The sequence below is a fragment of the Gordonia sp. NPDC058843 genome, assembly GCF_042743165.1.
Lineage (GTDB): Bacteria > Actinomycetota > Actinomycetes > Mycobacteriales > Mycobacteriaceae > Gordonia.
The window spans coordinates 247,107-273,009 of record NZ_JBHYNC010000002.1; the positions used below are offsets into that span (position 1 = coordinate 247,107).

Here is a 25,903-nt window from a genome sequence, read left to right on the forward strand (position 1 = left end):
GTGATCCCGGGTCTCCCCGGCCGGACGCGTGGATGCCGGGACCTCGAATGAGCAACTCGTCCGACCACGAGATGCCGGTTGCGGACGCGCCCACGCGTTTCGCCCTCAGCGCGGCCCAGCGATCGCTGTGGTTCACCCAGCAGGCAGCCCTCGACGTGCCGATCAACGTCGCCCAGTACGTCGAGATCGACGGTCCCATCGACGCCGAGCTCTTCGTACGCGCGACGAGCGCGGTAGTGCAGCGCGCGCAGTTCACCCAGCTCCGGTTCACCGAGACCGAGGACGGGCTGGTCGGCGTGTACGACCCCGGTCTGCACTACTGGGCGGACATCATCGACCTCCGCGACCGGCCGGACCCGCGCGCCGCCGCCGAGGAGATGATGGCGCAGGACTATTCGCGTCCCCTCGATCCCCGTGTGGATCGCACCGCGCGTGGATGCCTCTTCCGACTGTCCGACGAGAAGTCCCTGATCTACAACCGGGGCCATCACCTGCTCTCGGACGGGATGGGCGGCAAGGACCGGATGGTCGAGGCCCTCGCCGCGTATCACGCGGCGGTGACCGGCGAACCGGCTCCGCCGAGCAAGCCGGTCGACCTGGACCTCCCGGCCCGGGCCGATGCCGAGTACCGCGAGTCCAGGCGCTTCGGCACCGACCGCGCGTACTGGCGGGAGAACATGGCGGGCGTGGGGATCGCCGCGACCCTGGCACACCGTCCGGGGCGCCCCGCGGCGGTGGCCCGACGGGTCGCCTCCCCGGTCCCCCCGGACACCATGACGAGACTGCGGGAGGCAGCGCACCGGGGTTCGACGATCCTGCCCACCGTGCTCATCGCGGCCTTCGCCGCCTACCTCGGCCGGGCCGCCGCACACGGCGACGAGGTCATCTTCCAGTTCCCGGTCGCCGCGCGGACGACCGCGGCGTTGCGCGCGACCCCTCTTCCGGTGGCCAACATCGTGCCGCTGCGGACCGGGGTCACCGGAGCGGGCACCGTCGCCGAAGCACTACGGACCACCCAGGCCGCGCTCATGGGTGCGTTGCGGCATCAGCGGTACCGCGGTGAGGACATCTGGGCCGACGTCGCCGGTGACGACTCCACCGGGGCGACACCGCGGACGGCGGCTCAGGAACGTTCCGGTCCGATGCTCAACCTGATGCTGTTCGACCGCGAATTCCCCTGCGGCGAGGCGCGAGCCACGTTCCACATCCTGACCGTCGGACCGGCCGACGATCTGACGATCAACATCTACCCGGTACCCGGCGTGGACCAGGATTCCTCGCTGATGATCGGTGTCGAGGCGAATCCCAACCGATACGACGACGCGGAGGTGGCCGAACACCACGGTCAGTTCCTGTCGATGCTCGACACGTTCGCCGACGCGTTCCTCCGGGCGCCGGACACCCGGGTGGATGACCTGCCGTTGCGATTCGCCGACCCCCGCGCCGGCTCGTCCCGGGGGTCGTCGGGCCGCGAGGTCCCCGCGCCGGCCGGGGGCGCCGTCTGGGCGGCTCTCACCGACGTCGCCACCCGGCGGCGGCACGAGCCCGCCGTCGAGTTCCCCGGAATGTCGTCACCCGCGCTGCTCACCTTCGAGCAGCTGCACGCGCGGGCCCGCGAACTCGGTGCGCGGTTGCGCACGCTCGGTGCGCGACCCGGGTCCGTGGTCGCCATCATGGTCGGATCCGACGCGGACCGGCTCCTCGCCTGGTGGGCCGTCGCCGCTTCGGGGGCGGCCGCACTCCTGCTCGATCACGAGGCACCGCAACAGGTTCCGGCCGATATCCGGCAGGTGTCCGGCTCGGCGCTCGTGATCGGTGACGATGACGCCGAACTGCCCGCCGGCTTCGCTACGGGCGACCTGCACACGCTCGCCGGACTCGCCGACATCGCACCGTCGGCGGACATCGCCGCGCCTCGTCCGGAGGCCACCGCTTGTCTCGTCGTCGGCTCCGACGGTGTCGTCGCGATCCCGCAGCGGGCTGTCGCGGCACTCATCGTCGACGGTGTGTTCGCCCACGCCGCGTCGGACCCCGGGTACGGGCGACTCGAGTGCACGGCGCCGAAGGCTTCCTGGGCGGCGCATCTCGAGATCGTCGCGTGCGCCGCTCATGGGCTGCGGCTCATCGGCCCGGGCACCGGCCTCGCCACACATGGGATCGTGTCGTCCGGGCAACTCCTCGACAGCACGGCGCCCGGCAGTGCGACGACCGTGCTGGTCGTCGATTCCGGCACTGTGCCCGCACCGACCGTCCGCCACGCCTTCGGCCGTGACGTGCGGACCGGCTACAGCCCGCGGGGCGTGCCGGGACCCTACACCGCATCGGATCGCGTCCGCCCGGACCAGGCGGTGAACCGACCGCTGCCGAGCGGACGGCCGCGCCCCGGAGTCGACATCGCGATCCTGGATCACCGTCTGCGTCCGCTGCCCGCCGGGATCACCGGTGACGTCTATGTCGCGGGAACCGCTGCACCGCAGTACTTCGCCGGCGATCCCGCCCGCACCGCGACGACGATCGTCGCCTGTCCGTGGCAGCCCGGCCGACGGATGGTGGCCACGGGGGACCGAGGCCATCGCGAGCCGGGAACGGGTGCCCTGATCGTCGATCACCGTTTCGGTGAGGTCGTGGAGATCGGCGGCGTCCGAGTCGATCTCGCACTACTGGAGCGCGCCGCCACGGAGGTCGCCTGTGTCGCGGCGGCGGCCGCGGCAGTGCTAGGTGACGGTGACGGTGTCGGGATCGCACTCGGCCTCGCGCCGGCCGGTCCCGGTTCGGCAGAGACGCCGGGGAGTCCCGACCCGCAGCGGGTTCGGGCCGCGGTGCGACGCCGGGTGAACGCCGAGCTGCCCGCAGTGCTGTGGTTGCGCCGGGTGGCGATCCTGGAGTCGGTACCGCTCGACCGGTTCGGCGACGTGGACCGTTCCGTCGTCGCCGCGCTGATCGCCGTTGCCCCGGAATCACGAGCCCCGCAGCGCCGTGCGTCGACGCCGATCGAACGCGCCGTCGCCGACGCGGTGACGAGTGTGCTCGGTGTGCCCGAACCGTCGATGGACGACGAGCTCGTCCAGCTCGGCGCCACGTCGCTGGGGTTCATGCAGCTGGCGACGTACCTCGGCGACGCGCTGCGGGTCGTCGTCAGCGTGCGCGACCTCGGTGATGTCACGACCCTCGCCGAACTCGCCGCCGTCCTCGAGGCATCCGCGCCGCGTCGGACCGGATCGGGGGATGCATCGGGGGCCGCCGGTGTCGATCACTACCGCCCGACCCGCGCGCAGCAGGAGATCTGGCTGCTCAACCGTGCCGACAAGCACGCGATCGTCTACCACCTCCCGGTGCGTCTTGTTCTCGCCGAGGGCATCTCGGCCGATGTGGTCCGCGCCGCGCTCATCGATGTCGCGGCCCGGCACGAGGCGCTGCGGACGGTGTACCCCGACAGCGGCGGTGAACCGATCGCGTTCGTCCGCGGAGTCGACGAGGCGCGGGCCGCCGCGCCGATCACCGCGGCCACACTCGACATCCCGGGAGTCGACCTCGCGGTCACGGCGCCCTTCGACCTGACGTTCGACGTGCCGTGGCGCGCAGTCGTCGACGAGACCCGTGGACGGACCGAGCTCGTCCTCGTCGCCCACCACATCGCGATCGACGAGTGGTCCCTCCACATCGTCGTCGATGACTTCGCGCACGCGCTGCGCGCCCGGATCGACGGTGCGGAACCGGAGTGGGCCGAGGACGCGGTGGCGTTCAGTGCCGCTCTGGGCGCGCGGCCGAACGTGACCGATCCGGCGGCCGAGGTCCACTGGGCGAAGGTGATGCGGGAGGCCCCGACCCGCCTCGCGTTGCCCGAACCGGCGCGGACGCTGCCGGCGGGGCTCACCTCCGGTCCGGCGACCATCCTCGGTCGCACCATCGGCTCCGACGACCGGGACCGGGCCGCCGCCCGCGCGCGGGATGCCGGGACGACCCTCAACACGTTGCTGTGCGTGGCATTCTCGGCCACGTTGGCCGAGTATGCCGATACCGACGACATCGTGATGTCGGTGCCGGTGTCGGGGCGGTTCACCTCCGAGGAACTCCGTCCGGTGGGCATGTTCGTCGAGACGGTGCCGGTGCGGACCACCGGCGTGCGTCGTAGCGGCATCGCCGAGGCGCTCGCCCGCGTCGGCGCGGACCTCACGTCGGCGATCACCCATGCCGACGCGGGGCCGACCGGGCTCGCCGATGTCATCTTCGCCTACCACGCCTCCCGACCCGACCTGCCCGGAACCGAGCTCTTCGCCGATGTGCAGACGCTCCCGACCGGGCAGGCGCGGAGCGCACTGGAACTCACCGTCTTCGAGGAACCGGATGGACTCGCGGTCGCGCTGACCATCGCCGAACGGCGGGTCGACACGGAGGCCGCCGCACACCTGCTTGATCGTTTCGTGCAGACGGTCGTCGCGCTCGGTGTCGCACCGACCGATACGGTCATCGCCCGATGTGCCCCGGCCCCCGTCGATCGGACACGACCCGACCGGATTCGACGGACCACACCGGTCGACCCGGTCGACGCGCTGCGGCGCCGAGCGGACGCCCGACCCGACGCGGTCGCCGTGATCGCCGGTGCGGAGACGCTGACCTACCGCGATCTGGTCGACAGGGCACAGACCGTCGCAACCACGTTGCGCGAGAACGGCGTGCGGCCGGGAGACCGAGTGGCCCTCGTTCTACCGCGGAGCGCCGACACCGTGATCGCGATCGTCGCGGTGTTGATGGCCGACGCGGTGTACGTGCCGATCGAACCCGACGACCCGGCGTCGCGAACCGAGCTGATCGTGGCCGCCACTGCGCCCACCGCGTTCATCGAGTCCGGGATCACCGTGCGCCCCGTCCTGGGAGATGCTCGGGCGCAACCGGTCCCGGGCGGTGCGTATGTCATCCACACCTCTGGCTCCACCGGTGTCCCGAAGGCCGTGATGGTGACCCGCGCGAACCTGGCGGCGATGCTCGGCGCGGCCTCGGACGCGATCGCGGCGACCGAACACGACGTGTGGAGCTGGGTCCACTCCTACGCGTTCGACTTCTCGGTCTGGGAAATCCTGGGCCCGTTGGCTTCCGGTGGCACCATCGTCGTGCTGGACCGCGCCACGGTCCTCGACCCACGGTTGCTGGCCTCGGCGATCGACCGGCACCGGATCACCGTCTGCTCACAGACCCCGACGGCGTTCGGCAACCTCATCGACCCGGCGGTGTCCGCCACCGTCCCGGACACCCGGCCGACGACGCTGCGCACTGTCGTCTTCGGCGGGGAACCGTTGTCGCCGCCCCTGCTACGGAACTGGGCTGCCGCCCACCCGGAGGTGCGGCTGGTCAACATGTACGGCATCACCGAGACGACCGTGCACCTCACGGCCACCGAGGTCGACGTCGACGACGACCGCAGCGACATCGGCGTCCCGCTCGACGGTGTCGCGATGGCGATTCTCGGTCGGGATCTCCGTCCGGTCCCGGTCGGCGCCGTCGGCGAACTGTATGTGAGCGGCGATCAGGTCACCCCGGGCTATCACAACGCAGCGGGACCGACCGCGTCGCGGTTCGTCGCGGACCCCGGCGGTACCGGACGCCGGATGTACCGCACCGGGGACCGCGTGCGCGAGATCGCCGACGGCCGCATGGTCTATCTCGACCGCACCGACGACCAGGTCCAATTACGCGGCCACCGCATCGAACTCGGGGAGATCGTGGCCGCGCTCCGCGGCGTGCCCGGGGTCGGCGACGCGCGTGTGCTGGTCGATCCGGGTAAGCGCACGGGCGACGAACGGCTTCTCGGGTTCGTCACGGAGGACGGCCTCGCCGACTTCGACGTGTTGGACGCACTGACCGAGGAGCAGATCCTCGAGTCGTGTGCGAACACCCTTCCGACCCACATGGTCCCGGCGCGACTCGCGATCGTCGACGGCTGGCCGATGACCCCGACCGCCAAGCTCGACCGCCGCCGACTCGCCGGCATGCTGCCGCAGGCGCCGACGACGTCGACCCGGGCACTGACGCCGGCCGAGCAGATCATCGCAGGCGCAATGCGCACCGTCATCGGGACGGACGCCGACCTTGCCGCCGACGCCAACTTCTTCGCGGCCGGCGGGACCTCGCTGTCGGCGGCGCGGCTCGCCGCCACCCTCGCGGGCGCGGGCGACCACGTCTCCGTTGCCGATGTCTTCGAGCATCCGACGGTGGCCGCGCTCGCCGCGCACCTCGAGTCCACCGCGAACACCGTCCGCCGGATCACCGGCGTCGAGGGTGTCCGCTCCGGTCTGGCCGGGGTCGCGACTTCCGCGGCGGGGCCGGCCGATCTGCCGCTCACGCCCGAGCAGATGGACCTGTGGCTCCGGTGGCGCACCGAACCGGAGTTCACCGGTTATCTGATGCCGCTTGCGCTTCCGATCGACGCGCGCCCCGACGATCTCCGCCGTGCCCTCGTCGAAGTGGTGACGCGGCACGACGCGTTGTGCACCGTGTTCCCGGTGGGAGCCGACGGTCCGGTGCAGCGCCGCCGCCGCGACACGGACGTGGTGGCTGTACTGGAATCAGAACTGGCGGTGACGATCCCGCTTCCCGATCCCGGGTCGGTCGCCGCGGCGCTGGGTGCCCTGCACGCGCCGATCGACCTTGCCGCCGAGTTGCCGTGGCGGGTGCGGATCTGCGAGATGGACGGCCAGACCTGGCTTCTCGTCGTCGCACACCACATCGCGGTCGACGGTGAGTCGTTCCCCATCCTGTTCGCGGAGCTGCAGTCGGCACTGGCCGGGACGCTCGGGGCGCCCGGTGATGTCGATTACCGCGACTACTCGGTGTGGCGGGCGGGGTCACTGGCCGCGCGGCGAACCGAGCTCGTCGCGCACTGGGGGTCGGCGTTCGAGAGTCCCGTCGAACCGCTGCGTCTGCCGGAACTGGACCCGGGGGCCTCGCATTCGGCCCCGCCGAGCACAACCGCCCCGGGTTACGCGGAGGTGCGCCGCGCGCACCGGACCCTCGGCCGCGTCGAGACCGCGGATCTCGACGACCTCGCCGTGGCGAGGCAGACCACGCCCTTCATCGTCGTGCACACCGCGCTCGCGGCGGTCTTGGCGAGGCAGGCCGGCGCCGACGTCGTCACGATCGGCACCGCCCTGTCCGGACGCATCGATCCGCGGCTTCTCGACGTACCCGGACTGTTCGCCCGTGCCGTCCCCCTGCACACCCCGATTGATCTCGACCTCCGGTTCGCCGACCTTCTGGCCAGGGTCACCGCGGTCGATCTCGGTGCGTTCGCGCACGCGGATCTCCCACTCACCGAGATCACCGAGATCGCTGATCCCGAACGGCTCAAGGCGGGCACGCCGCTCTTCGAGGTCTCCTTCGGTGCCGTCCCGGACGAGCTCGCGGCGGCGGTAGGCGCCGGGAGCGGAGCGAGCGAGCCGGATGCGCAGAGCGGAGCGAGCGAGCCGGATGCGCGGAGCGGAGCGAGCGGGCCGGATGCGGGCATCCCGTTCGCGGGGGTTCCGCTCTTCGGTGTCGACGTGTCGATGTACCGCCTCGACGGCGCGCTCCATCTGACCATGGCGTGCACCGGTGCGGTGGCGACCGCGGCTCGGCTGGACGCGTTGTGCGACCTCGTCGTCGAGACGGTTCGACGCGGGGTGCGTGAGCCGCTCCGTCCGGTGGCGGCGTTGCTCGCCCTCGACCCGTCGGTTCTGCCGCTCACGACCACCGCTGCGCCGAGCGCGATCCGGGGATCCGAGACCCTCGACGAGCTGCTGATCGGCGGTCTCGCTGGCGACGAGGACACGATCGCGATCATCGACCGCCGCCATCCCGTGCCGGGGCCGGGTACCGAGCTCACCGGCGCCGACCTCGACCGGTTCGCGACTCTCGCGGCACGCGCGCTCATCGATGCGGGGATCGGTCCGGGTGACGCGGTGGTCGCGCTGCTGCCGCGGTCGGCCTTCGGTGTCATCGCGACCGTCGCAGTGGCTCGTGCGGGAGCGGCTTTCGTCAATGTCGATCCCGCGGACCCGGTCGGGCGCCGGCGGATGATCATCGAGCGGTGCCGACCGCGCGCGGTCCTCACCCTCTCGGCGACCGTCGACTCCGTGACCGACGGCGTCGCGGTGGTCGCACTCGACGAGTTGTTCGCGCTCCAAGCAGATTCTGGCGCGATGACATCGGACCCGGCGCCGTTCCGCACTGCCGAGCGGGTACGGCCGCTGTCGGTGGACGACGTCGCCTACATCACCTTCACGTCGGGGACCACCGGGGTGCCCAAGGGGGTCCAGGTGACCCATCGGGGCCTGTCCGGGTGGGCGCGCGACACCGTGACCCGGCTCGGTCTCGACGCGTCGGACAAGGTGTTGCACACGTACGCAACCGGATTCGACGCACACCTGATGGGCATCGTGCCGCCTCGGGTCGCCGGCGCGACCATCGTCGTGTGCCCGCCCGACGTCATCGCCGCCGACGAACTCGCCGAGTTCGTGGATGGCGAGCGGGTGAGCGTCCTCCTGTCCACCCCGTCGGTGCTCGCGACCCTGCGTCCCGATGAACTCCCCGGCGTGCGGCATGTGGCCGTGGGTGGTGAACCGCTCGGCGCCGGACTGGTCCGCGACTGGACGGTCGAGCACACGCTGAGCAACGAGTACGGCCCGACCGAGGCCACCGTGGCGGTGAGCAGCGCGCGGTATGGGAGCGGAGCGAGCGGGCCGATACACACCGGCGCCGGGAGCGGAGCCAGCGGGCCGATACATACCGGCGCCGGGAGCGGAGCGAGCGGGCCGATACATACCGGCGCCGGGAGCGGAGCGAGCGGGCCGATACATATCGGGCGGCCGCTTCTCGGTGTCGGCATGTATGTGCTCGATCGTGCGCTCCGGCCGGTTCCCGATCACACCATCGGTGAGCTGTACCTCGCCGGGAACTGCCTGGCGCGTGGGTATCTCGATGACCCGGCGGCCACGGCGCGCGGGTTCGTCGCCGATCCCCGCGGGGACGGCGGGCGGATGTACCGGACCGGCGACCTCGTCCACCGTCGTCCCGACGGCACCTTCGTGATCCACGGCCGTACCGACGATCAGGTGAAGATCCGCGGCGTGCGTCTGGAGCCGGGCGAGGTCGACGCGGCGTTGTCGGGGCTGCCCGGTGTCGCGAATTCGGTGACCGCGACGCGGACCACTCCGGCAGGCGAGAAGATCCTGGTGTCGTGGGTGGTCGCCGAGGACGGTGCTCGGGTCGCCGACCTCCCTCGGCAGCTGTCACACCTGTTGCCGCGCAGCATGATCCCGAGCGCATTCGTGTCGGTGTCGGCGCTGCCGATCGGGCGGAACGGGAAGATCGACGTCGTCGCGTTGCCCGATCCGGACTTCTCCGGCACCGCAACGGGTCCGGAGGTTCGCGCCGGCCGGTCGCCGTCGGGGCCCACCGAGGAACTGGTGTCCGCGGTGTGGGCGGAGGTCCTCGGACGTGCGGTCGAGTCGGTGTACGCCGATTCCGACTTCTTCACCGAGGGCGGCACCTCGCTGTCGGCCACGCAGGTGACGTCGAGACTGGCCTCGGCGACCGGCGCGGACATCGGGGTCCGGGAGATCTTCGAGGCACGTACCGTGGCGGGGGTCGCTCGACGCGTCGACGCGCTGCTCGGCGGGCCGCCGAATGACACCGCCGGGAGCGGAGCGAGCGGGCCGAATGACACCGCCGGGAGCGAGGCGACGCCCGCGCGACTTGCGGTGCCCGAGGTCCTGCCGCTCGCCTATCCGCAGCGGCGCATGTGGATTCACCACCACTTCGATCCGCGGTCGACGGCGTACCACGTTCCCGTCGTGCTCCGGATACGCGGGCGGGTCGACCTCGCCCGCCTGCGCAAGGCCGTCGACGAGGTGGTCGGGGCTCATGCCGTCCTCCGGACCGTCTATCCCGACTCGCCGTCGGGACCACGGCAGCGCCGGATCGAGCATCGGAGTCCGGTTCTGCGGCATCGCCTCGTCGACGCCGAGGCGGGTTCCGACGGCCTCCGGCAGCAGATCGACGACTTCCTGCGCCGACCCTTCGACCTGGAGTCCGAGACCGGGTTCCGGGCCGCGGTCTTCGAGCTCGACTCGGCCGGTGACCCCGAGCTGGACCCGGAGACACATCTGGCCGCGGTGCTGCATCACATCGCCATCGACGGCTGGTCGATCCGCGTCCTGCTCGCGGACCTGCTCCACGCCTACGACGGCCAACGGCTGTCGGTACCCGCCGACGAGGCGTTCACCTACGCCGACTTCACCCAGTGGCAGATCGCCCGCCTGGGGGATCCGTCCGATCCGCACAGCAGATATGCACGGGAACTGCGGTTCTGGGCAGCGACACTCGCCGATGCCCCCGGCCCCCTCCGGCTGCCGGGCCGCGCCGACGCGGATGGCGACGCGGCCCGAGGCGGCGCCACCGGTCGGCTGTCGACCTCGATCGTCGGGACGGATTCGCTGCACCAGACCGCGAAGGCGTTGTCGGCGAGCGTCTTCCAGGTGGCCCACGCCGCGCTCGCGACGGTACTCGGGCAGTGGACCGGGGAATGGGACCTGCTCATCGGCGTACCGGTGCACGGCCGGCACGCGCCGGAGTGGGAGTCCGTCGTCGGCATGTTCGTCAACACCGTCGCGCTGCGGACACATCTGGACCCGAGACTGCCGATCCGCGACGCCGTCGAGCGCGCGCGCGAGGCCGCCCTTGCCGCACAACCCCACAGCGAGGTCCCCTACGAGGACGTCGCCCGCACGGTTCGTCCCGACGGTCGCGAGGCCGGGGACCCGCTGATCTCGGTGCTGCTGGTGAACCAGGATGTCGTGCCCCAGTCGTCGGGCGAGATCGTGCTCGCGGGACCGGCGACGAGTGGCCCGGCGTCGGAGCCCGGACCGGATCCGGTGGTGGCCACGCTGATCCCGGAGTTCACGGCCACGGTCGATGCCAAGTTCGACGTCGAAGTCGTTCTCGCCGAACGGGACGACGAACTGCACATCACCGTCGTGCACTCCGCCGCCGTCCCGGCCGGAGTAGCGCACGCCCTCCTCGAGGACTTCCGCAGGCTCGTGGTCGCCGCGGCAGCCGATGCGGAAGAGCCGTTCCCCGGTGTGGTCGGCCCGGGTGCCGATCTGGCTGTGGCCGAACGCGCGTCGGACACCCCTGCGTCGGAAACCCCTGCGTCGGAAATCCCAGGGTTCACCGAACCGGTGCCCGCGCCGTCGGATGCGTTCTCGCACGCAGCATCCCCGGCCCGGCTCGTCGCGACGATCACCGACGTGATGTCGGAGGTGCTCGAACTGACGCCGGGATCGGTCGGGGTAGACGACGACTTCTTCACCCTGGGCGGGACCTCGCTGTCGGCCACGCGGGTGACCTCCGCGCTCGGGCGCCGACTGGGCGTCCGCGTTCCCACCCGTGTGCTCTTCGAGAACCCCACCCCGGTCGCGCTCGCGCAGGCGGTGTCCGAACTCCCCGACGAGGCGTCACACCCCGAATCCGGCGGAGCCACCGATGTCGCGTTGCGACCGGTGGATTCCGTCGCGGTCGAGGCGGACCTCGACGACCTACCGCTCGCCCCGACGCAGCGCCGGATGTGGGTGGGCGCGCAGATACTCGGAGCGGTACCGATCTATGCCGTTCCCGTGGTGGTGCCCGTGTCGCCGGGAACCGACGAACCCGCGGTGATCACCGCGGTGGGGGCCCTCGTCGACCGCCATCCGGCGCTGCGGACGCGGTACCTCGCCACCCCGGATGGACCCCGGCAGCGGGTACTCGACGGCTGGCGGCCGCCTCTGCAGCGGGTGAGCGCGTCCGAGCTCACCACCCCCGCCGGAATCGGGATGCTCGGCGCACCTTTCGATCTCACCGGTGAGCCGCCCGTCCGGGTGTGGCTGGTCGCCGGCGACGACGGGCTGACGCCGGCGGCGGTCGTGCTGATCGCGCACCACATCACGATGGACGGGGAGTCGGCCGCGATCGTGCAGCGCGACCTCGGAACACTCATCGCCGGTGTCGAACTCGGCCCGGCGCCGGCCGGTTTCGCGACGGTCGCCCGGCAGCTGGTGGTCGACGAGGAGCGATCGCGGGCTGAATTGCTGGACTTCTGGAAACGTGCTCTCGAGGGTCACAGCGGCGAGCTCGACCTCACGCAGCGCCGGCCCGCAGTTCGGGACCTGCGGACCTCGACCACCGAGTATCCCCTGGGCGACGCTGTCGGGCAGGCGGTGTCGTCGGCGGCGCGTCGGGCGCGCGCGAGCGAGTTCCACATCCTGCACGCGGCCGTGGTGCTGGCCTTCGCGGTGCAGTCGGGGTCGGATGACATAGCCCTCGCCACGCCCGCCTCGATGCGTCGTGACGCCGGTTCCGCGGGCACGGTGGGCATGCTCATCTCCACCGTGGTCTTGCGCACCCGGATCGTCCCCGACATGACCGTCGGCGAGCTGATCGCAACCGTCCGCGACGACGACCTCGCGGCCCTCGATCACGCTGCCATCGCCTTCGACGATGTCGTCGCACTGGTCGATCCGCCGCGGGTCCCTGGGCGGCATCCGCTGGTGCAGGTGGCGTTCTCGCTCGCAGACCCCACCACCGCGCCGGAGCCGACGACACCGGCGGTCGATTCGGCGGACGCCGACCCGCTCCACACGTGGACGCTGCCGCGCAGCGAGTTCGACATCCACGTCGAGGCCGTGCCCGATGCCGCCGGCTGGCGGTTGCGCGTGCACCACGGTCGGGAGCTGTTCGACGAGAGCGCGATTCGCGCCCTCGGCGAGCGCCTGGTCGCGGCGGTCGCCGCGGTGGTGGGGGAGCCGTCGCGCCGCCTCGCCGCGATCGAACCGCTCACCGGCGCCGAACATCGCTTCGTCACCGACCGGGCGTGGGCGTCGACGACGTCGGACACCGAACCGCTGCTCGCCGAGCTCTTCACCGAGGCCGTCGCGACATTCGGCGACCGCCCCGGCATCGCCGACGAGAGCAGGTCGCTCACCTACCGTGAGCTCGATGCGTGGGTGTCGGTGACCGCGCGGGCCCTCCGTGCGCGCGGGCTCGGAGCCGGCGATCCGGTGGCCGTCGTGATACCGCGATCGATCGAGTCGGTCGTCGCGATCTGGGCGGTCAGCCGCATCGGCGGGGTGTGCGTACCGGTCGACGTCACCTACCCGGCCGCCCGGATCGACCACGTGGTCGCCGGCGCCGGTGCGAGCGTGATCACGCCTGCCGACATCCCCGCACAACCGACGGAACCTGTTGTGACCGAGCCGGTCACATCGGTGTCGCGCGACGCGCTGGCCTACATCATCACCACGTCGGGCACCACCGGGACCCCGAACATCGTCGGGGTGACGCATCGCGGGATCCACCGGGTGGCCTCCCTCGGGGATGTCGAACCGACCGACCGGATCGCGATGGCCATCAGTCCCGGCTTCGATGCGACGTTCCACGACATGCTGTTGCCGCTCGCCGCAGGTGCGACGCTCGTGGTGGTTCCCGCCGAGATCGCCGGCGGGGACGACCTCACCCGGTTCCTCGACGAGACGGGTGTCAGCGTCTTCACGGCGACGCCCTCGGTCGTCCGCACCCTGCGTCCGGCGGCGATCGGCGCGCTGCGTCTGGTGTACATCGGGGGCGAGGCCCTGTCGGCCGATCTCGCCTCGACGTGGTCGGAGTACGCGCAGGTCCTCAACATCTACGGTCCCACCGAGACGACGGTGACCGTGGCCACCAGTGCGTACCGGCGCGGCGACCCGATCCGGCTGGGGCATCCACGTCCCGGCATCGGCGCCGAGGTGCTCGACGCCCAGCTGCGGCACGTGCCGCCGGGCGTCGTCGGCGAGTTGTACATCGGTGGCACCGGGGTCGCCCGTGGATATCTCGGCGATCCGGTACTCACCGCCGCGACGTTCGTCGCCGGGGCCGACGGCGGCCGTCGCTATCGCACCGGAGACCTCGTGCGGTGGGATCGCGACACCGGCGAACTGGTCTACGTCGGCCGGGCTGACCGCCAGGTCAAGATCCGCGGTCAGCGGGTGGAACCCGCCGAGATCGACGCAGTGATCATGCGGGCGGGGGCCGATCGCTCGGTGACGGTGCTACGGCAGGGTCCTGTCGGCCCCGCCCTGGTGTCCTACGTCGTGTCGCCGTCGGTGCCGTCCGCCGAACTCCAGGCCGCGTGCCGGTCGTCGTTGCCGCGGCACATGGTGCCGAGCCGTATCCTCGCGCTCGCCGAACTGCCACTCAGCGGCGCGGGCAAGATCGACGCGCGGCGACTGCCCGAGCCGACCTGGTCGTCGTCCGTGCGTGAACCCGGAACCGACACCGAGGCTGCGGTTCTCGATGCCTTCCGAACCGTCCTGGGCCATCCCGCGACCGGCGATCATGCGGTCGAGGACGGGATCGGGATGCACGTCGGGATGGACGACGACTTCTTCGCCGCCGGTGGGCATTCGCTCGCCCTGCTGCAGCTTCGCGACGAACTCGCGCGCCGGACCGGACGGATCCTCGACGCGTCGGACCTCTTCGGTCATCGCACGCCGGCCGAGATCGCCCGTCTGCTCGACGATCCTGCGGGGGCCGACGCTCCGGCGCAACGTGTCGTCTCACTGTCGCCGGACGAATCGGCCCGGCGTCCTGCGGTCTGGTGTGTGCACACCGCGGCCGGAATCGCCGAACCGTTCCGGGCGCTGGGGGACACACTGCGGTCGGCGTCGGTGTTTGGACTTCAACTGCCCGAACTCGTTCTCGCCGGCCGGGAACTCCCGCCGACACTCGAAGGGATCGCGGCGCTGCATGTGGAGGCCATCCGGGCATCTCAGCCGCAGGGGCCCTACCGGCTTGTCGGATGGTCGGTCGGCGGTGTCATCGCTCATGAGATCGCCCGCATGCTCGTCGATCTCGGAGAGGACGTGGCACTGCTGGTGCTTCTCGACCCCCGAACGCCGGCCGAGCTCGCGACCGTGGGCGACGAGGAGCTGGCCGTCGCCGATCACCCGTTGCAGGCGGTTGCCGAGCAGCACGATCCCGAGGCGGTGCGACGTTTTGAGGACCGGACCAGGCAGCTGGCCGCTGCAGCGCGCTCCTACGACCTACAGCCGGTCGCGGTGGGCAAGGTCGTCTACGTCGCGGCGCACGACAACCCGAATCCGGAGGCCTGGTCGCGCGCGGTCGATCCCGACGGCCGGGACATCGTCGACGTGATGCACGCCGGCGCTACACATGCGCAACTGGGGAATTCGGACGTGATGGCGCGGGTGGCCCGCAGAATCGAGGAGGAATGGTGACCGGAACCGACCAGGCGGCGACGCCGCAGATGTCGATCCTGTTCGTGTGTACGGGGAACATCTGCCGTTCGCCGATCGGCGAACGCGTGCTGGCCGGCCTCGCCGAGCGTGCGGGTGTCCCCGTGACGTCGACGAGCGCTGGTGTCGGAGCGCTCAACGGTCAACCGATCCATCCGCACGCCTCGGCCGTGTTGACCGAAAACGGATACAACGCAGTGGGATTCGAGTCTCGTTATCTGCGACCGCCGATGCTCGCCGAATCCGACCTCGTGCTGTGCATGAGTCGCGAACACCGTGCTGCGGCGCAGCAGATGGCGCCGGCCCGCTGGAAGCGGGTCTTCACACTGACCGAATTCGCCGCGCTCTGTGACCTCGGACCCCTGCCGGACATCATCGCCGGGCGCGGGCGGCTCGACCCCAACTCCGAACTGCTCGACATCGTGGACCCGATGGGCCGGCCGCGTGAGGATTTCGATCGCGTGTTCGCCGAGGTCGAGCCCAAGGTGGAGGCGGTGGTCGCGTGGCTGGGGTCGCCGGAAGCGGGCCGAGTGTCCCCGGCGCCAGGAGCAGCGGGGGAGGGCCGATGATCCGGCGTCTGGCGGGCAACCGCGTCGTACAGCTCGTCGCCGTGTTGCTGGTGCTCGCCGCGGCGGCCACGCTCTGGCTGGCGTATTCGGCTTCGCAGGTACGCGACGACCTGGAATCGGTGCGCGCTGATGCCAGTCGCGCCCGGACGCTGATGCTCGACGGTGATCAGGCCGGGGCCCGGCAGGCGGCCGAGGCGGCGACGGCGCGCGCGCAGGACGCCGAGGACCGGACCTCGGGCTTCGTGTGGTCGGCGGCGGCGGCGGTGCCCGTCGTCGGGTCGCCGCTGAAGTCGGTGCAGCAGATGAGCGACGCCGTCGCAGCCCTCTCGGCCGACGTGCTGGTCCCGGCCGCCGACCTCGCCACGGTGCTCGACCCCAATCGGTTGCGTACCGGCAACACCGTGAACCTCGCATTGCTGCGAGATGCGCAACCCGCGCTGAAGTCGGTCGCCGAGAAGTCGGCCGAGGTGTCCGAGCAGGTGTCGGCGATCGAACCCAGCTGGCTCGGCGTGGTGGCCGATGCCCGCGATCAGCTCGCCGAGCAGGTCGACGCCGCCGATTCGACGGTGCAGGCCACGAGCATCGCCGCCGAACTCGTCCCGTCGATGCTGGGTGCAGACGGTCCCCGCAACTACTTCATGGCGTTCCAGACGCCGTCCGAGGCGCGCGGAACCGGCGGTCTCGTCGGCGGTTTCGCGGTTCTGAACGCGACCGCGGGCCGGGTGACGATCCCCGAGCTCGGCGCCAACTCGGAGTTCCGCGACCCGGCGACCCCGCAGATCGATCTGGGGCCCGAGTACGACGCGATCTACTCGTACTACCGTCCCTACACCGACTTCCGTAACGGCAACCTCAGTGCGCACTTCCCGGACGCCGCGCAGATCTGGCTCGCGAACTGGCGCGCCCAGACCGGCCGGCAGCTCGACGGCGCGATCGCGCTCGACCCGATCGCGCTGAAGTACGTCCTCGAGGTCGTCGGGCCGGTGTCGGTGGGGCGCGAGAAGATCACCGCCGACAACGTCGTCCCGATCACCCTGTCGACGGCCTACCAGCGGTTCGCCGCCGACAACGCCGCGCGAAAAGACTACCTGCAGTCCATCTCTCAAGCCGTTGTGAACAAACTGATCACTTCCGGCGGGAGCACTCGGCAGCTACTCGAAGCGCTCGGCCGCGGCGTGCACGAGCGGCGGATCATGATCTACAGCAACGATGCCGACACTCAGCAGATCCTGGAGTCGACCAAGCTGGGGCACCAGATCTCCGACACCTCCTCGCCGTATTTGCAGGTGGCCGTCGGCAACGCGTCGGGGACGAAGCTGGACTACTACCTCCGCCGCGAGATCAGCTACACCTCAGGCGGATGTGACGGTGACACAAGGGAATCGACGATCACGGTGAAACTCACCAACACGCTCGACACCGCCGACACCACGGACTACGTCGCCGGCAATCTCGGCACCGAACTGTCGGTGAAGAAGGGCACCAACCTCGCCAATGTCGAGTTCCTCGCGACGAAGGGTGCGGTCCTGAAGGAGATGACCCTGGGCGAGGGCGGCGCCTTCTACGTCGAGCAGTCGCTGCACGGCCGCCCGTATTACTCGACCCGCGTCGGCATCGCCCCGGGCCAGACCGCCACCATCGTCCTCACGATCGACGAGCCCACGTCGGCGAAGGGCGCCGCCGAGGTCCCGATCCAACCGCTCGTCGACGACCCCACCGTGAAGGTCGACGTCCCCGCGTGCGGTCCGGAGCAGTAGGCGCAGGCGATCAGTAGTAGTACGGGTAGTCGTCCCAGCGCGGGTCGCGCTTCTCGAGGAAGGCATCGCGGCCCTCGACGGCCTCGTCGGTCATGTAGGCCAGGCGGGTCGCCTCGCCGGCGAACACCTGCTGGCCCATGAGGCCGTCGTCGGTGAGGTTGAACGCAAACTTCAGCATGCGTTGGGCAGTGGGGGATTTGCTGTTGATGCGTCGCGCCCATTCGACGGCCGTGGTCTCCAGGTCGGCGTGTGGGGCGACGCGGTTGACCGCGCCCATGCGATGCATGGTCTCGGCGTCGTAGGCCTCTCCGAGGAAGAAGATCTCGCGCGCGAACTTCTGCCCGACCTGCTTGGCGAGGTAGGCGCTTCCGTAGCCGGCGTCGAAGGAACCGACATCGGCGTCGGTCTGCTTGAACCGGGCGTGTTCGGCCGACGCGAGCGTCAGGTCGCATACGACGTGCAGGGAATGTCCGCCGCCGGCCGCCCAGCCGTTGACGACGGCGATGACGACCTTGGGCATCGTGCGGATGAGGCGCTGGACCTCGAGGATGTGCAACCGGCCGCCCTCGGCCTTCACCCGGGCCGCGTCGACGGTGTCGGCGCCGGCCGCCGCGACATCGTCGTCGTGGGAGGTGGCGTACTGATAGCCGGAACGGCCGCGGATGCGCTGATCTCCGCCGCTGCAGAACGCCCACCCGCCGTCCTTGGGGCTCGGGCCGTTGCCGGTGAGCAGGATCGTGCCGACGTCGGGTGACCGTCGTGCGTGGTCGAGGACTCGATACAGCTCGTCGACCGTGTGCGGGCGGAAGGCGTTGCGGACCTCGGGCCTGTCGAACGCGACGCGCACGATTCCGTGCTCACGTCCCTCGCCGACATGACGGTGATAAGTGATGTCGGTCAGGTCGGCGAAGCCGGGCACCACCGCCCACGAGGCCGGGTCGAACGGCTGGTCGGCAGGTCCCTGGGTGTCTGGCGTCGCAGTCATGGAGCCAGCCTAACGACGCCGCGGCCGAGGAATCACCGCACCCGACGCCGCGCGGATGGGTCGGAGAAGGTCACGAAGTAGACACGAGTCCGACGCGAATTGCATGCAAGTATTGGATGACGGCCGTCTTCGGCTCGAACATCACCGAACTCTCAGTTTCCGATGCTTAGCTGTCGGTATGGCTGTATGGGGGTGGATTCTGATCATCGGGGGCGTGTGGGTTGTCGTGTCCGCGGCGGTCGCGGTGATCGTCGGGAGGGCGGTCCGGATCCGAGACGAGAAGGAACGCGGGCCGCGCGGGGTGCCTGATTACGTGCCCGAGTCCACGCGACGGCTCGCCCGCGGCGGGGTCTGCGTCGACCTGGCCGAACATCGACGCGGCGCCGGCGGCCGGCACAAGGACACCGGCTAGGCCGCGGCGGCGCTGCCTCTTATACGGTTGATCGGTGAGTGAAGCGAACGATCGCGCCGTCGACACCGTCGAAGAGGATCCGCACGAAGGTGGTTTCCGGGCGCATACGGCCGCGACCACCGACCGGGGCGGGCCCCGCTACGGGGAGTTCAGCGAGCAGGTCCGTCTCCTCATGGACAACGCCCGGTACGCCTGCCCCGACGAGGCGCTGGTCGACGAACTCATCGACCAGCTGGCGGCCGTCAACGAACGGCTCGCCGCAGTCCGGATCGACGAATGGCACTCGCCGGCCGGCACCCGCATCGATCTACCGGCACGCGGCAACATCACGCTGCCGCCGTATGTGGTGACGGGAGTGGACGACGACGGGGTCGTCGCCGAGCTGACGTTCCGGGATTTCCATCTCGGAGGCAACAATGCCGCGCACGGCGGACACGTCGCGGTGGCTTTCGACGATGTGGGCGGCTTCGCGTCGGCGGTCGCCATCCAGCACGTCAGCCGGACCGCGTACCTGACGGTGCAGTACCGGTCGATCACGCCGCTGAACACACCACTGCGCATCCACGCCTGGGCGGATCGCATCGAGGGCCGCAAGGTCTTCATCAAGGGCACCCTGCACGACGGCGATCGCCTGTGCGCCGAGATGGACGCTCTGTTCATCAAGCTCAACCCCGGTCAGGCCTGACGCAGGCCAGGCCTGACCACGGCAGTTCACAGCCGGACAGGCAGGCGCCTGCTCACCTCCAGGGGTGAATCCGTGCGCGACAACCGCATCACGATGGTCGGTGCCTCGTCGGCGTCGAGAGGCCACGTCTCGACCATCTCGCGGCGCAAGGCGGCCAGCTCGTCGCCGTGATTGCTCGACAGCGCGCGGGCGGTCTCGTCGTCGCCGGCGTACAAGAACGTCGGCGTCATCGGATGAACCGCGAAGCCGAGCCGCTCGGCGGCCACCCAGAGCTGCTCGGCGACGATCCCGCCGCGCAGATAGTCCACTGGTGCCGTCCCGCGCTGCACCAGCACCAGGATCGCCGACGACGACGCGACCCGGGAACCGGCGTCGGCACCCAACGCGGCGCCACCACCCCATTTGTCGAGCAACGCCATCACGTCGGCCCGGCGCAGCACGTCGAGCATGCCCGACATCGCCGGCGGTAGATCGAGCGAGGCGACGTCGATGCCCTCGACGGCCGCCGGATCGGTGGTCAGCTCCTCGAACATCTCGCGGTGCAGCTCGGGGGTGAGGAACCGGGCGCGATCCGACCGGGAGATGATCGAGGCATAGCGGTCGATGTCCCGGCGATCGGTGAGGGCCAGCAGCCGGGTCCGGTCGCTCGTGCCCGCGTCATGCAGGCGAACCAGGTCGGTGTCCGACGGCGCTGACCCGTCGCCGACGCCGCGCCGGGTCCCACGGGTGAGCAGCGCATCCAGTTCCGCCTCTGCCTCTGCCGACCGCGAACCGGTCTCCAGGCCCTTCAGTCGGGCCCGGCCGGCGAGGGTCCCGGAGTCGTCGACGATCTCGATGTCGTCGAACACCCCGCGCGCGCTCGCCGCGACCCGCGCGTTGTGGAGAGCCGCGCCGACCGCCACCGCCGACGCCCGGTGCTCGACGTCGAGGGTCGAGGTGCGGGTGCGATCCAGGGTGATGGTGACGGAATCGTCGTCGGAGGTGATCTGCCAGGGCTGCTGGTTGCCCGCGGACGGCGCGCGACTCGCGGCGTGCACGACGAGCTCGAGGTCGGACATCTCCCCGACCGATGGTTGTACCTGCGTGGAAGGCGGTTGGGTCGCGGCCGACGCCTGGGGAGCAGGGTCGGAAGCGGCCGTTGCGATCGGATCCTCGAGACCGTCCAGCCACGCGTCACGATCGAAACGGACGCGTCCCGAGGACAGGGACTTGCCCTGCACCAGTCGTCGGACCGCCGCGGCCACGGTTGCCCCGCCGAGCAGGACATCGCCGCCGAGCTGCGGCCAGGCGGTGACCGTGTGCCCGAGTTCGATGGCCGAGGCCGCCATCGGTGCGGTCACCTTCGTCGGTTCGAGGACCCGGACGGCCAGCGGGGTCAATGCCGCACGGTCGAGTCCGACGAGATCTTCGACCCGCAGATCGCCCGCCAGACCGTGGAAAAGCGGCCGATCCGGTTCGAGGTCGAATCGCTCGACATCCAGGGTTCCGCCGTCGCTGGTTTCCATCAAGACTGGAATTCCACGCGATCGACACTTCTGGCGAACAAGCACCTTCACATCGAAGGAATCGCATTCTTCGACGACCAGATCGAGACCGTCGAGGAATTCATCGATGTTCTCGGTTGTTATTCCGTCCGAGTGTATGACGGTGGTGAGATATGGATCGATCTCGGCAATTCGTCGAGCGGCGATCACGGCCTTGTTGTCGTGAATATCCATGAGCGTCGCCGGAATTCGATTCATATTGGTCAGTTCGAGTTCGTCGAAATCGGCGAGACGCAATTCGCCGGCGAGACCCTCGAGCGCGATGGTGAGTGATATCGCATGTCCCACACTCAAACCGACGACACCGATCCGGAGGTCGCCGGCGGCCGCCTGCTCTGCCGCGGTCAGCTTGTGTCGGTTGCGGTCGAGCCGGAGGCGGCGGAATGTCCGCGGACCGGGGATCTTGACGAGGGCGTTACGCCAGGGGAAGTGCGCGTAGCGAGGGGTCTCGTCCCGCAGTGACTGCTCCGCGGGCGGCTTGAGTTCGTCGAGTGCGCGGGTGGTGCCGTCCGTGATGTCGGACACAATCACGGAGGGTTCCGCAGTCAGCTCGGCGGGTAGTTCGTCCGAAGAGTAGAGGGTGGCGGCGGCAACCGGCGGCGTGTGCATACGCCCATGGTGTCGCACGGGATTGCGCGACGCCAACCGTCAATGAGGCGGTTCGGTTAAAAGAAGTGTGCTTGTGGGAGCGCATAAATGCAGCCCTGTGGCAGCATTACACGCGGGGTCGGGGGAGATCTCGTCTCTAAATTTCCTAATTCCTGGAAGGCAATACTGCGATGAATAAGATGACAGCCACCAATGATCTGGTTCGCACCGGCATGCTGCGATCGGTCGCGCCCGAAACCGGTACCGAGTACTCGGTGATCGTGGCGAGCCCGCGATCCGAACCCGACCTCTGGCGCGAGTACCTCACCGGCGCGGACTCCTCCTACCACCGCCACGGGTGCGCCGCGGCACTCGAGTACGACGAGGTCGCCGGCGGTGAGGGCACGGCGATGTTCTTCGCAGTGCTCGACACCGACGGCAAGGTCGTCGGCGGACTGCGGGTCCAGCCCCGGTTCGACGCGGCCGCCCAGTCGCATGCGCTGGTCGAATGGGCAGGCCAGCCCGGTCAGGTGCAGCTCGTCAACGCTATCGAAGAACGACTGCACGGCGGCATCGTCGAGGTCAAGACGGCCTGGGTGGACGAGCGTTCGCCGATCGCGGGGTCGGTCGCCGGTCAGTTGTCGAGGCTCGGGCTGGTCATCATGGAACTGTCCGGGGTCGACGCCATGATGGCCACTGCGGCCGACCACGTCCTGCGGCGCTGGCAGTCCGGCGGCGGACGCGTCGACGAGTCCGTGCCGGCGACCCCGTTCCCGGACGACCGTTACCGCACCCGGCTCATGTGGTGGGATCGCGCTCGGTTGAGCGGTCTCACCAGCCCGGAGACGTGGCGTCGGATGCGGCGGGAAGCCGACGCACTCCAGGCGGACACGACTCAGCGCCCGCTGGTTCGGCTGTCGATGTCGACGAAGTCGGCCGGCCGCCGATAGAAGACCTCGTACAGGCTCGCCGACGGCGGTGAGACCGTCCGCTCGGCATCGGCGGCATGCGCACTCGGTGCGCCGTCGTTCCAGATCACCGCGTCGATGGACTTGATCACCGTGGTGTCCCGGCCGTTCTCCTTGGCCTGGTACACGCAGGCGTCGGCCTGACCGAGGAGGTTGCCGATCACGTCATCGGTGGAGTATGCGGTCTCGAACGGACCGGACGTCAGGTGGTCGCCGGCGACGCGCAGCGGCGCGCAGACGCCGCCGACGCTGATGGTCACCGGTGCGGCGGCAGCCACCGCCGCCCGCAATCGCTCGGCACTGAGCCAGAGCTCGTCCGCGTCGTGGACGACGTGGAACATGAGGAACTCCTCGCCGCCGTAGCGGCACACCTCCGAACCGACGGGGGCGTGCTCACGGATCGCGGCCGACGCCGCCAGCAACACGCCGTCGCCGGCGAGGTGACCGTACTGGTCGTTGATCTTCTTGAAGTGGTCGACGTCGAGCAGCAGGATGCCGATCCACCCGGTGGACGAGCGTGCCGCCGAGAGCAGTTGCGAGGCGCGAATGAGGAATCCGCGGCGGTTGAGCAGGCCGGTCAGCGGATCGATGCCGACGAGGCGGGTCTGCTGGTCCAGCACGGCTTCCATCGACTTACGCAACGCGACGACGAGGAAGACCGGCACCACGATCAACCCGAGCATCGCGCCGAAGCTGATCAGGTAGGCGGGCAGTGACGGCGTGGTCACCGCCAGGACAAATGCGGCGCACACGGTTGCCAGCGCCAGGTGGGACAGGATGAGCCGGGTGGTCGCCGAGATCGCGCCGATCGCCGGGATGACCGCGACGATGGCGAGGACGAGCGTCGAGGACCGCGGCGAGGCGAGGATCATCGACGTGCCGCAGATGCCGACGATGCCCAGCCCGCCGAGGAAGGCGAATTCGAGGTCGGTCAACCGGGCGCGGATCGCCGTCACCGCGAAGACGACCGCGATGAACGACCAGATGGTCAGCAGGATCGGCATTCCGCCCGGATAGAGGGTGTCGGGAGCGAGCACGCTGATGACCGGTAGCGGGATGACTCCACCGGTGCTGATCAGTGTCGCCATCGACCGGGCGTCGTAGCGACGGAGCACCCTCCTGATCAACGCCATCAACCACGACCGCTTTCCGTCGGCGGCTGTGGGGGCAGCCGCTTGTTCGCCGAGATTCGCATTAATGCCACTGCGACTGCATTGGCGGAAACCGCGTAATCCTACGAGTCCTACGCATAGGCAATGAAAGCACCTTACCAGCAGTTTTGCCGTTTCTCTCGAATTCGTTAGCAGAGCTGCCGAGAATAGTCGCGAATCGATGCTCGTGCCCATCCGGACTTTCTCGAACATCCGACAAGAAAGCAATGTGTCAACCCTCGTCGATCCGGGTCGGGAGAAATTCGCCGGGGTTTCGGCGCCGCAACCGGGCCGCCAATTGTGAGAACGGTCATACCGGTCGGACCGGCGCGTGCGCCGAGCCGACTCGTCGTCCTTCCCGGGAGCGGGCCGGCTTAGTAGTATCTCCGCGATAGAGAACTGCGGCGCCCCGGCGCCGCCTGGGGGGATCGGACTCAGCGAATGACGTCGTGTTGACGTTCGGAACCTCGGTGATCGCGGTGTCGGTCGACCCGTACCACCGAGCCGTGGTCGCTTACGGCTACGAGGCGTCGGTCTCGGCCGCCGAGCGGTTCATCGAGCAAGTGTTGATGCCCATCAGTCCGCGGGCGCGGTTCCACCGTCGATCGGACTTCTACTGGCTCATCCACCTCCCGTGGACCGGCCCCGGCGACGACGAACTCGGACGCAACGCGCTGATCGAGGCGGCCCGCACCAAGCTCGGGGCGCACACCGTGAGCGACGGGGATCGCAGCTGGTTCCTCGATGTCTGCATGGGCGTCGCCGTCGGCGACGAGCATCTCCGAGCGGCTTCCGAGGACGAGCTGGTCAACCACGCCGACGCGGCCTTGTGCATCGCCCTCAACCGGCGCGCCGCCGTTGCATTCGCTTCGCCCTCCATGGTGCGTCACATCCGGGCCGAGGTCGACCTCGCCGGCTGGCTCACCAGGTCGGTCGAGCGGGACTTCTCCGTCTTCTACCAGCCGATCGTCTCGGTGCCCGACCGGCAGGTCGTCGGGTACGAGTCACTGCTGCGGTGGCACACCGAGTCCGGGGTGCTGGCTCCGGACGCGTTTCTCTCTGTGGCCGAGGGCATCTCGCTGCTGGCGCCCATCGGACGCCATGCCATCGGGGAAGCCATTCGCGATCTGTCGGGGGAGATCAGCCGGAACGTCGGAGCGAGTACGTTCGTCTCGCTCAACCTGTCCGGACAGCAACTGTGGGATGAGGGACTCGTCTCCTACGTACAGGGGCTCATCGACGGACACGGTGTGGACCCGTCGCGAGTGTGGGTCGAGGTGCGTGAGGATCAGGCGATCCGGGTCGACACGTCCGCCTCGCGGGCGATCGACGCCTTTCACGACCTCGGCTGCACGATCTGCATCGACGACCTCGGGGCCGGCTTCTCGGCGCTCCGCTACGTCCGTGACCTCCCGGTGGACGTCCTGAAGGTCGACCGGACCCTGATCACGCAGCTGGCCGACAGCTCCCCGGACCGCGCCGTCGTGCGCGCGATCGGGGAGATGGCGGCCGCCACCGGGGTGAAGATGGTGGCCGAGGGGATCGAATCCGAAGAGGTGCTCCCGATCCTCGAGGACTTCGGGTTCGACTATGCCCAGGGCTTCCTGTTCGGTCGTCCGGCGCCGCTCGTCGACCTGTTCTGACGGGATCGATGGTCTCGCGGCGCGGGGTGTGATGCCTTGTGGGCGAGCGAATCCCACTGTTCCCGGAGGCGAGCACACCCCTGCTCGCGGAGGTGCGAGCGAATCCCACTGCTCCGGAGGCGAGCACACCCCCTTCTCTCTGAGGTGAGCGAATCCCACTGCTCCCGGAGGCGAGCACACCCCTGCTCCCTGAGGTGCGAGCGAAGCGAGCCACGAAGGGCTTGGTGAGGTACCTCGCGGAGCCCTTCGTGGGGCGTGGCGGAGGCGCCGCGCACCGCGGGGGGCAGAGAGAGGGGGGGGGT

The 25,903-nt window shown here is 69.9% G+C and carries 10 protein-coding genes; 7 read left to right on the plus strand and 3 right to left on the minus strand.

Features of this window, described 5'->3' with window-relative positions:
• Positions 1-47: 47 nt before the first annotated feature.
• The 3 genes from ACFW3F_RS02920 to ACFW3F_RS02930 are packed head-to-tail and all read left to right on the plus strand — an operon-like array spanning position 48 to position 17,625.
• Positions 48-15,281, plus strand: coding sequence for an amino acid adenylation domain-containing protein (locus ACFW3F_RS02920; RefSeq protein ID WP_388054129.1), 15,234 nt, complete (start codon positions 48-50; stop codon positions 15,279-15,281).
• Positions 15,275-15,868: a low molecular weight protein-tyrosine-phosphatase gene (locus tag ACFW3F_RS02925; RefSeq protein WP_388054131.1), complete on the plus strand. Its 594-nt coding sequence runs from the start codon at positions 15,275-15,277 to the stop codon at positions 15,866-15,868. The genes ACFW3F_RS02920 and ACFW3F_RS02925 overlap by 7 nt, the downstream gene beginning before the upstream one ends.
• Positions 15,865-17,625 carry a DUF4012 domain-containing protein gene (locus ACFW3F_RS02930; protein WP_388054133.1) on the plus strand — a complete coding sequence of 587 codons (1,761 nt, stop codon included), beginning with the start codon at positions 15,865-15,867 and terminating at the stop codon, positions 17,623-17,625. The genes ACFW3F_RS02925 and ACFW3F_RS02930 overlap by 4 nt, the downstream gene beginning before the upstream one ends.
• A 10-nt stretch (positions 17,626-17,635) precedes the next feature.
• On the opposite strand, the gene ACFW3F_RS02935 is transcribed toward ACFW3F_RS02930, so the two are convergent.
• On the minus strand, positions 17,636-18,610 hold the full coding sequence (locus ACFW3F_RS02935) for a 1,4-dihydroxy-2-naphthoyl-CoA synthase (protein ID WP_388054135.1): 975 nt from the start codon (positions 18,608-18,610) through the stop codon (positions 17,636-17,638).
• Between the two features lie 178 nt (positions 18,611-18,788).
• Here ACFW3F_RS02935 and ACFW3F_RS02940 point away from each other — a divergent pair, with 178 nt between their 5' ends.
• Positions 18,789-19,022 (plus strand): hypothetical protein, encoded by a 234-nt coding sequence (locus tag ACFW3F_RS02940; RefSeq protein ID WP_388054138.1) that lies wholly within the window; start codon positions 18,789-18,791, stop codon positions 19,020-19,022.
• A gap of 34 nt (positions 19,023-19,056) precedes the next feature.
• On the plus strand, positions 19,057-19,707 hold the full coding sequence (locus ACFW3F_RS02945) for a PaaI family thioesterase (protein WP_388054141.1): 651 nt from the start codon (positions 19,057-19,059) through the stop codon (positions 19,705-19,707).
• A 26-nt stretch (positions 19,708-19,733) separates the two neighbouring features.
• On the opposite strand, the gene ACFW3F_RS02950 is transcribed toward ACFW3F_RS02945, so the two are convergent.
• Complete coding sequence (locus ACFW3F_RS02950; RefSeq protein WP_388054143.1) at positions 19,734-21,860, minus strand: Rv1355c family protein; 2,127 nt, start codon at positions 21,858-21,860, stop codon at positions 19,734-19,736.
• A gap of 170 nt (positions 21,861-22,030) precedes the next feature.
• Between ACFW3F_RS02950 and ACFW3F_RS02955 the strand changes: the two genes are divergently transcribed.
• The gene (locus ACFW3F_RS02955; protein WP_388054145.1) at positions 22,031-22,789 is read left to right on the plus strand and encodes a hypothetical protein; all 759 of its coding nucleotides are present in this window, start codon (positions 22,031-22,033) and stop codon (positions 22,787-22,789) included.
• Here the strand turns inward: ACFW3F_RS02955 and ACFW3F_RS02960 are convergent.
• Positions 22,735-23,940 (minus strand): diguanylate cyclase, encoded by a 1,206-nt coding sequence (locus tag ACFW3F_RS02960; protein ID WP_388054147.1) that lies wholly within the window; start codon positions 23,938-23,940, stop codon positions 22,735-22,737. The genes ACFW3F_RS02955 and ACFW3F_RS02960 overlap by 55 nt on opposite strands.
• A 467-nt stretch (positions 23,941-24,407) precedes the next feature.
• On the opposite strand from ACFW3F_RS02960, the gene ACFW3F_RS02965 reads away from it, so the two are divergent.
• Positions 24,408-25,601: an EAL domain-containing protein gene (locus tag ACFW3F_RS02965; protein WP_388054149.1), complete on the plus strand. Its 1,194-nt coding sequence runs from the start codon at positions 24,408-24,410 to the stop codon at positions 25,599-25,601.
• Positions 25,602-25,903: the final 302 nt, after the last annotated feature.